This is a genomic window from Solibaculum intestinale (genome assembly GCF_040096205.1).
Classification (GTDB): Bacteria; Bacillota; Clostridia; order Oscillospirales; family Acutalibacteraceae; genus Solibaculum_A; species Solibaculum_A intestinale.
On record NZ_JBBMFD010000012.1, the window covers coordinates 64728 to 73101 of the forward strand.

Below are 8374 nucleotides of genomic sequence, written 5' to 3' on the forward strand. Positions count from 1 at the left end.
TCATTACACCGTAGGCAAAGCAACTGTCAAGGTATATTTCCCGGAGGACAAAACTGTATGCCAATGGTGTCCTTTTTGCCGCAATGAGGACAGTCTGAAGCGCTGGAAATGCCTCATTACCGGAGAATATCTTGTCTATCCATTTGTAAGCGTGGGGAATCAATGCCCCATCGTATTGGAGGAGTCGTAATATGGGAATCCCAGTTTTAATCATTGGGGAATCCGGCAGCGGGAAATCCGCTTCCCTGCGCAATTTCCAACCCGGCGAAGTCGCCATTATCAACGTGCAGGGGAAGCCGCTCCCCTTTCGCAATCGTCTGAAAACCAAGCATACCGACAACTATCCAGAAATCCAGAAGCTTCTTCCGGCCCTGGCTGACAAGGGGGCAAAAAGCATTGTGATAGATGATTGTCAATATTTGATGGCAAACGAATTCATGCGTCGGTCGGCGGAAACCGGCTTTCAGAAATTCACCGATATCGGCAAAAACTTTTGGAATTTGGTTCAATTATCCATATCGCTTCCGGATGATATCATCATCTATTTTCTTGGCCATGTGGAGCGGGATCAAAATGGGAACGAGAAATTCAAAACCATCGGAAAGCTGCTGGACGAAAAAATCACGGTGGAAGGGATGTTCACCATTGTCTTGCGTTCGCAGGCGGTGGATGGGAAATACTCCTTCCGCACCCAGACCAACGGCATGGATACCGCGAAATCGCCCATGGGGCTATTTGATATGCTGGAAATCGACAATGACCTAAAGTTTGTCGATCAGCAAATTCGCGATTATTACGCAATCAACAAGGAGGACAAGCAGCAATGAAACCGTTCAAAGGATACGAACCCAAAAAAGTGGCATCCAGAGAGCCACTGCCAGCGGGCGGCTACGTGGTCAAGATCATGGACGCAAAGGAAATCAATTACGATTGGGGCTCAGTGCTTTTAATCAGCTTTGATGTGGCGGAAGGCGAGTACAAGGATTTCTTCCGCACCGATTTCAAAGCCCAGGACCGGGAAGACAAGAAGTGGCGTGGCACCTATCGGCTGTTCATACCAAATGATGACGGCTCCGAAAAAGACGAATGGACTAAGAAGACCTTCAACGGCGCCATTTTTGCCATGGAAGACAGTAACAAGGGTTTTCATTGGGAATGGGATGAAAAAAAGCTCAAAGACCTTACGGTTGGCGCGCTCTACCGCAATAAAGAGTGGGAAATGGAAGGGCGAACAGGCTGGACTACCGAATGCGCCGCGCTTATTTGCGTATCAGACATCCGGGAAAAGAAATTCAAACTTCCCAAGGACAAGCCTTTGAAAAACAGGCCCGCCCAGACGCAGCCTGTGGACATCGAGATTGATGATGAGGACCTTCCTTTTTAGTGGAGGGCAGATATGAGTGAATACTCCATATTCGAAATTAACCAGATGCTTGAAAGCATGACCGTCCTGGTGGATACGCGGGAGCAAGTCACTTCCGCGTTCCGCCGGCGGATGGAACAGATCGGCCGCCCATACGAACGGCAGAAACTCGATTTCGGAGATTATTCCTGCGCCGTCATCGACCAAGACGGAAACCGTATTTGCATGGATCATCTTTTCGCGGTAGAGCGGAAAATGTGCTTGGACGAACTGTGCACGTGCTTTACTCGCGACCGAAAACGTTTCGAACGGGAATTTTTGCGGGCAAAGGAAGCCGGCGGCCGGCTGATCCTGCTGGTGGAAAACGCGTCTTTGGACAAAGCTCTTGCCGGGCAATACCGCAGTCAGATGCACCCGGACGCCTTGTTGGCAAGTTTGTTTGCGTGGTCCGCCCGGTATCAAGCGCCAGTACATTTCTGCACCGCGCAAAACAGCGGAGCCATGCTTTTCCGCATCCTGCGCTATCATCTGAAGGTCTGCCTGGAAAACGGCGGGAGGCTGCCATGAATCAAGCGGCGGAGGAAATCAAAACCCGTGTCACCATGCAGATGGCGCTTGACCGGTATGGCCTAACCCCTGACCGCAAGGGGTATCTGTGCTGCCCTTTTCATCAGGAGGACACCCCCAGTTTAAAGGTTTACCCGGGAAATAAGGGCTGGCATTGCTTTGGCTGCGGCCGAGGCGGGTCGGTGATCGACTTTGTAATGGCCCTGTTTAATTTGAATTTCAGCCAGGCGCTGGTAAGGCTGGACGAGGATTTCGCCCTAGGCGTATGCGGCTGTACCGCGACTAAGCGGGAAAGGCAGAAAGCAAGGCAAGCCCTTGCCGAAATCGCCGCCCGGAAGGCCGGTGAGACGTATTTGAAGCAGGTGTATGAAACGGTATACCGGGTCATGCTCACGCGCTACAGAAGGCTTACAGAGACTTTTCGAAGCTGCCGCCCGGATGCACCTGATACACCGCTGACGTCTGCCTTTGTGGAGGCTCTTGACTGGCGGGAATACACGGAATATTGGCTGAATGAGAACAACACCTTTGAACGATGGAAGAAAGGAGAATGCGGCCTTGGTGGATATCAAAGAATACGGCCGTGATGACTTCCTTCTCAGCACGGAACCCTATGAATTTGCCTATAAATTCATGAACGACCCTTTTTTGCAGGAACGAATTTTATCAAGGCTTTCGCAAATGGCGAGTGATGTAAAAGTTCGTAATTTCAAAACTCTTTACAATGCCTATGTTAAGAAACAGGAGCAAATCTCCAAGACGGTCTATTTGGATTCCGTCACTCAATTTGAGGGACAGGAACTAGAGCTCAATGTAGGCGAATGGCGGGCAGACGAATGTGGTATATCCATTATGACCAAGGCATTCGGCGAAATGTATGCTTGCAACCATCCAATCCTGCCGGTACTGCGCCTGGTCAACATTGACACCGGCGTGGAAAAGCTAAAGCTTGCTTACCGGAAAGGGCGGCAATGGCGGCATGTTATCGCGGACAAAAAGACGCTGGCAAGCAACAACTCTATCTTGGAGCTGGCCAACGTCGGGGTGGCCGTTACCTCTGAAAATGCCCGGTATCTGGTCCGATATCTCTATGATGTGGAGAACCTGAATTACGATGTAATCCCGGAAAAAAACAGCGTCAGCCGCCTCGGATGGATTGACGGCGAAGGCTTTTCCCCCTATGTGGAGGAGCTGGTTTTTGACGGGGACGCCAACTTTCGTACCTTCTTCGAGTCGGTCAAGCAGACTGGAAGTGCGGAGAAATGGCTCTCCCTTGTCCGGGAAATCCGGTCAGGGCAAAGCGCCACAGCCAGAATCATCTTAGCTGGCTCTTTTGCAAGCGCGCTCGTGAAGCCACTGGGCGGCCTGCCGTTTTTTATCCATCTTTGGGGCGGCACCGAATCAGGAAAAACCGTTGGACTCCTCCTGGCAGCTTCCGTCTGGGCAAACCCAGAGATCGGCCGGTTCATCCATACCTTTAATTCCACCGCGGTCGGACGTGAAAAGTCGGCGGCGTTTGTCAATTCCCTGCCTCTGATTCTCGATGAGCTGCAAATCGTCAAGGACAAAAAAGAATTTGACAAGGACATTTACATGCTTTCAGAGGGTGCAGGACGGACCAGGGGAAATAAATCCGGCGGCGTGGACAAAACACCTACCTGGGCCAACTGCATCCTCACAAGCGGAGAAATGCCCATTACCACACAAAGTTCCGGCGGCGGCGCCGTCAACCGGATCATTGAAGTGGAATGCCAGGACCGCCTCTTTTCCGATGCGCGGCATGTGGCGGACACGGTTAAGAAGAATTACGGTTTCGCCGGCCAATATTTTGTAGAGAAGCTGCAGCAGGATGGGGCGATCGAACACGCCCAAGAGCTGTTTAAACGCGCTTATCTGTCTCTGAGTGAAAGTGATACCACGGAAAAGCAGGCTATGGCGGCGGCCTTAGTCTTGACCGCAGACCAGCTCGCCACTGAATGGATTTTTCGGGATGACCGGGCCCTGACCATAGGGGAAATCAGCGAGTTTTTACAAACAAAAGCGTCCGTATCGGTCAATGAGCGGGCTTATGAATACTTATGCGAATACGTAGTGTCCAACAAAAACCGGTTTTGCGGTCAAAGCGACACGCTGGACGTATGGGGTAGTATTGAGGACGGGATTGCCTACATCGTGCGCAGCGTCTTTAATCGAATCTGTTCCGACGCCGGATACAACACCCAGGCGTTGCTCAGTTGGATGAAGCAGCATGGGAAAATTGAAACCGGCACCAAGGGATTCACCCGTTCGAAACGAATCAACGGGGAATCTTGCAGTTGCGTTTGGGTGAGGCTGCCCACCGAGGAATCGGAAGATTATGGGATTTTGGACGACATTTGAGCGAATGTGTGACCTGTGTGTGACTCCTTCGAGTCTGGAAACACGCTCGCAGAGCCAATGTGTGAATGTGTGACTTGTGTGACCGTTTTGACATACCTCCCTATAGAGTAAGTGTGTGTACTGTTTACAATTTGTTCATAAGTATACACACACTCTCTCGCGTAGAGATTTTTCGGAAATTAGTCACACAGTCACACAACGCCCTTTAAACCCGCATGGTTACTAGGTTTTTCGTGTGTGACTTAGGTCACACAAGGTCACGCAAGTCACACAGATTGAGGAATAACGATGACATTTGAAGAAATGGAACGGCTGGCGGTACACAACGCGCCGCTGCCAAGAGAGATCAACCAGGAAGAAATATGCTGCTTTTTATCCCTTCGCGCCCTCTACAACAATTACCGAAAAGGCTGTATCCAGAAAAATGAGGCACAGAAGGAAAAACGGGTAATCAAAACACGCTACCAGGAAAGCGCGGCGGAGCATGAGCGGATGTTTGCCATGTTTTGCAGACAGCAAGATAATATTCGAAACGCAGAACAACATATGCGGGAGTTATGCAAAAGAGCGAAGGAAGGCTGCCGATCAGGCGAACTTTTCCAAATTGCTTTACGGTGTATCTCTTGCATGACAGGAGAATTCGACACAGAAAAATGGATACGCAAGCTTTTGTCCAGTCCAGGGGAAACCACGGTAACCCTGACGGAAATCAAGGAGGCACAATGATGGAGGCCTTACGACAACGATTAATCGGTTTACGCCAAAAAGAGGGCTTGCTACAACGGGATGTAGCCGATCAGCTGCACATTGACCGCAGTACATACAGCTATTACGAGCGGGGCAAGACAAATCCGCCTCTGGATATCCTGATAAAGCTGGCGGATTACTTCGGGGTCAGCCTTGACTACCTGGCCGGGAGGGACGGACCGTGAAGGTAATTTGCATGGTTAACGGCTGCGAATGGCTCAACGGCTATATGTGCCGGGTATGTTGTGAGCACATGCGGGTGATCCGCACACCAGAGGAGATCGAAGCGGACAAGCGCCGGGAAGCCGTCCGCCTCAAGAAGGCTAGGGCAAAGCAGGCACGGCGGGAAATCGAGGCATTTAGGGAGGACGGCAAGTGACAAAAAAAGAGTTTTTACGGCAGTACCTGGATTTAAGTCGCGAAATCGACGCCAAGCTGGAAGAGGTTAGCCGGTATCGAGCGCTGGCCACAAAGGTTACGCAATCACTGGCGCCGGATAAGGTGCAGTGCTCTCAGGGCAACAAGATGGAGGCCATTATCGCCAAATTGGTGGACCTGGAACGGGAGGTGGATGCAGAAATTGACCGGATGACCGAAGCAAAGAAAACGGTTGCAGCGGCCATTTCACAGGTGCCGGATTCCCGGTATCGAACATTGTTGTGTTTGCGGTACATATGTGGGAAAACGTGGGAGGAAATCGCGGTAGAGATGAACTACACTTACCGCTGGGTCGCACGAATGCATGGGAGGGCCTTAGCACAATTGGCCATAGAAGTTCCTATTCAACCAGTGCTATAGTGTAAACTGGAAAGACTGAGAACCAGAGATCTTTCCTCTCGCCAGCACCGGGCGGGCCAATTGGACAATACGGTGCACTCCTTCTTCCTTTTTCACCCGTTGGCCGTCCGGGTTATGACGGCTACCACCAGAGTATAGGGTGTGGGTCAGTCAACTCTGGACAAAAACGATGGGACCCTCTGACAGCCGGGAACAGACCGGCGCATATGGGGCGGGCGCAGAGGTACTGCACCTACAGGACGCCAAGTTTGCAGACAAGGCTATAGCTTGTGGGCTGATTATTGCGGCTGCAACCGTGTCAGGGTTCGATTCCCAACCGCCCCATCTACGCATTCTCAAGCGTCCTGCATCGCGGGGCGCTTTTTGTTTGGGGTGGAAAATGCTTAATTTTGAAAACCTGGACCGGATGTGTGTAATGTGGGAAAACAGATACAACATACCGGAGATCGAGCCGCAGCAGTATGACCGCTGCGAATGGATACCGTTTAATTTTGCCAAAACCGAAAAGCATCCGGAAGGAAAAGGGCTTCATTTCTTCCTGGATGATTATCAATTTTGCAGGCTCTGGAACCGCCCAGACGATTATATCAGCTTACTCAAGCGGTTTGCGTATGTCCTATCTCCCGATTTCTCAATGTACACCGACACACCGATGGCGCTGCAGATATATAACCATTATCGCAAGCACTGGCTTGCAGCCTATTGGCAGATGTATGGGATCAGAGTAATCCCTACAATCTGCTGGAGTACGCCGGATAGTTATGATTGGTGCTTTGACGGTGAGCCACGCGGGTCTGTTGTGGCGGTATCAACGGTGGGATGCCTGAAAAACAAGCAGGCAACCGCGTTGTTTATCCAAGGATACGACGAAATGCTCCGAAGGCTTGATCCTTCCCAGGTCATTTTTTACGGGCAAGTGCCTGAACATTGCGACTGGAATGCAATCCGAATCCAGCCATATTACAAAAAGATCGAGAAAGCGAGGATTGAAAAGCATGGGCGGTAGAGGGAGTTCGGGAGGAAAATCTGGCGGCGGTGGCGGCGGAATGTTTACGAACGAAAAGCCGCTGATCGTAGAGACAGCGTATATTGATCGTTACGGCGGCGGCCCCTATCGACACTACAGAAATGAAGTATTGGACGCATCGGAAATATCCCCCGGGCACTTACAACTTGGCTATGCCCAGCCGATAGAGCGATATAAGCTCGCAAAAACCAACAAAACCAATTACGTTACATACAAGCTTGAACACGGTATGGTGGACGGAGAAAGCCACGGCATCAACTGGAATGCCGTTAAAAGCGTGTCCGGCCAAACATACGGGATCAAAGAACAGCTTAAAAAGATGGGGTACCGCTGGAACCGCGATCAACAACGATGGGAAAAATGAGGCGATAAAATGATCTACCCCGAGAGCGGGTGAGATAATGGCAAAAGGCAAATACGAGCGTTGGCTTACCAAGGACGGGCTTACGCTGATTGAGGGATGGGCGCGCGACGGCCTGACCGAGGAGCAGATCGCCCATAACATGGGGTGCAGCAGGACTACGTTAAAGGCCTGGAAGGCTGCATACCCTGCCATAATGACCGCCCTAAAAAAGGGCAAAGAAGTCGTGGACTATGAGGTAGAAAACGCCCTGCTGACACGTGCATTGCATGGGGACACCACCGCACAGATATTTTGGCTCAAAAACCGCCGTCCCGACAAATGGCGGGATAAGCCACCCGAGCCAAAGGACGAGCCGGAACTGCTGAAAAAGGCCAGAAGCCTGCTGGGAGAAATCAAAAGTGCCATTGACTAAGAAGCAGCAGGAATATCTGCGAAACTGTAATCACCGCTGGAATGTCAAAACCGGAGCCACGGGATCAGGAAAATCCTTTGTGGATATCGCGGTTACCATACCGCAGCGCATTTTTACCGCCAAGGGAGAGGGCTTGCTGGTCCTGCTTGGCAACACGAAGGGCACGTTAGAGCGCAATATCCTCGACCCGATGCGGGAAATCTGGTCCCCCGACTTGGTGGGCAATATCAGCAGCGACAATACGGTTAAGCTATTCGGCAAAAAGGTCTATGCTCTGGGCGCCGACAACAAAAAGCACATGGCCCGCATCCAGGGCGCGACGTTTGAGTATGTCTACGGGGATGAGGTGACCACGTGGGCAGAGGAAGTCTTCCAGATGCTCAAATCCCGCTTGCGGTGTGAGCATTCTCATTTTGACGGTACGTGCAACCCAGATAACCCCAAGCATTGGTTCAAAACGTTTTTAGATTCGAGCGATGTGGATATCTACCACCAGAGCTATGTAATCGACGACGGCGCACTCCCCCCTAAAGTGGTGGAGGAGCTGAAAAAAGAGTATGCGGGCACGGTGTATTATAACCGTTTTATACTTGGCCAGTGGGCGCCAGCGGAAGGCCTGGTATATGCCTTCTTCCGGCCGGATGTTGATCCGGTCCCTGCTGACGCGTTGCCAAGCCGCGGGAGGCGGTACATCTCCATTGACTACGGCACGGCAAA

The 8374-nt window shown here is 51.4% G+C and carries 13 protein-coding genes; all 13 read left to right on the forward strand.

Annotated elements, in window-relative coordinates; all coding sequences use genetic code 11:
• Nucleotides 1-191: 191 nt before the first annotated feature.
• Nucleotides 192-827: a DEAD/DEAH box helicase family protein gene (locus WMO26_RS08240; RefSeq protein WP_349219523.1), complete on the forward strand. Its 636-nt coding sequence runs from the start codon at nt 192-194 to the stop codon at nt 825-827.
• The gene (locus WMO26_RS08245) at nt 824-1384 is read left to right on the forward strand and encodes a hypothetical protein (protein WP_349219525.1); all 561 of its coding nucleotides are present in this window, start codon (nt 824-826) and stop codon (nt 1382-1384) included. Before WMO26_RS08240 ends, WMO26_RS08245 begins: the two co-directional genes overlap by 4 nt.
• Nucleotides 1385-1396: 12 nt before the next feature.
• Entirely contained in the window at nt 1397-1930 is a 534-nt protein-coding gene (locus WMO26_RS08250) for an ERCC4 domain-containing protein (protein ID WP_349219526.1), read from the forward strand.
• On the forward strand, nt 1927-2517 hold the full coding sequence (locus WMO26_RS08255; protein WP_349219528.1) for a CHC2 zinc finger domain-containing protein: 591 nt from the start codon (nt 1927-1929) through the stop codon (nt 2515-2517). Before WMO26_RS08250 ends, WMO26_RS08255 begins: the two co-directional genes overlap by 4 nt.
• Entirely contained in the window at nt 2492-4309 is a 1818-nt protein-coding gene (locus tag WMO26_RS08260) for a DUF927 domain-containing protein (RefSeq protein WP_349219545.1), read from the forward strand. The genes WMO26_RS08255 and WMO26_RS08260 overlap by 26 nt, the downstream gene beginning before the upstream one ends.
• Nucleotides 4310-4597: 288 nt before the next feature.
• A complete protein-coding gene (locus WMO26_RS08265) occupies nt 4598-5035 on the forward strand; it encodes a hypothetical protein (protein WP_349219530.1) in 438 nt (145 codons plus the stop codon).
• Nucleotides 5035-5241 (forward strand): helix-turn-helix domain-containing protein, encoded by a 207-nt coding sequence (locus WMO26_RS08270; protein WP_349219531.1) that lies wholly within the window; start codon nt 5035-5037, stop codon nt 5239-5241. Before WMO26_RS08265 ends, WMO26_RS08270 begins: the two co-directional genes overlap by 1 nt.
• On the forward strand, nt 5238-5435 hold the full coding sequence (locus tag WMO26_RS08275; protein ID WP_349219533.1) for a hypothetical protein: 198 nt from the start codon (nt 5238-5240) through the stop codon (nt 5433-5435). The genes WMO26_RS08270 and WMO26_RS08275 overlap by 4 nt, the downstream gene beginning before the upstream one ends.
• A complete protein-coding gene (locus tag WMO26_RS08280) occupies nt 5432-5854 on the forward strand; it encodes a DUF1492 domain-containing protein (RefSeq protein WP_349219535.1) in 423 nt (140 codons plus the stop codon). The genes WMO26_RS08275 and WMO26_RS08280 overlap by 4 nt, the downstream gene beginning before the upstream one ends.
• A gap of 139 nt (nt 5855-5993) precedes the next feature.
• Nucleotides 5994-6860, forward strand: a complete 867-nt coding sequence (locus WMO26_RS08285; protein ID WP_349219536.1) for a DUF4417 domain-containing protein — start codon at nt 5994-5996, stop codon at nt 6858-6860.
• A gap of 40 nt (nt 6861-6900) precedes the next feature.
• Entirely contained in the window at nt 6901-7245 is a 345-nt protein-coding gene (locus WMO26_RS08290; RefSeq protein ID WP_349219537.1) for a hypothetical protein, read from the forward strand.
• A 37-nt stretch (nt 7246-7282) separates the two neighbouring features.
• Nucleotides 7283-7657: a hypothetical protein gene (locus WMO26_RS08295; RefSeq protein WP_349219539.1), complete on the forward strand. Its 375-nt coding sequence runs from the start codon at nt 7283-7285 to the stop codon at nt 7655-7657.
• Nucleotides 7644-8374: phage terminase large subunit (locus tag WMO26_RS08300; RefSeq protein WP_349219541.1), on the forward strand; the 731-nt coding region annotated here is incomplete at its 3' end. The genes WMO26_RS08295 and WMO26_RS08300, both read left to right, overlap by 14 nt.

Coding starts and splice junctions, on each gene's coding strand:
- WMO26_RS08240 (WP_349219523.1), top strand. CDS start 192: ATGGGAATCCCAGTTTTAATCATTGGGGAATCCGGCAGCGGGAAATCC.
- WMO26_RS08245 (WP_349219525.1), top strand. CDS start 824: ATGAAACCGTTCAAAGGATACGAACCCAAAAAAGTGGCATCCAGAGAG.
- WMO26_RS08250 (WP_349219526.1), top strand. CDS start 1,397: ATGAGTGAATACTCCATATTCGAAATTAACCAGATGCTTGAAAGCATG.
- WMO26_RS08255 (WP_349219528.1), top strand. CDS start 1,927: ATGAATCAAGCGGCGGAGGAAATCAAAACCCGTGTCACCATGCAGATG.
- WMO26_RS08265 (WP_349219530.1), top strand. CDS start 4,598: ATGACATTTGAAGAAATGGAACGGCTGGCGGTACACAACGCGCCGCTG.
- WMO26_RS08270 (WP_349219531.1), top strand. CDS start 5,035: ATGGAGGCCTTACGACAACGATTAATCGGTTTACGCCAAAAAGAGGGC.
- WMO26_RS08290 (WP_349219537.1), top strand. CDS start 6,901: ATGTTTACGAACGAAAAGCCGCTGATCGTAGAGACAGCGTATATTGAT.
- WMO26_RS08295 (WP_349219539.1), top strand. CDS start 7,283: ATGGCAAAAGGCAAATACGAGCGTTGGCTTACCAAGGACGGGCTTACG.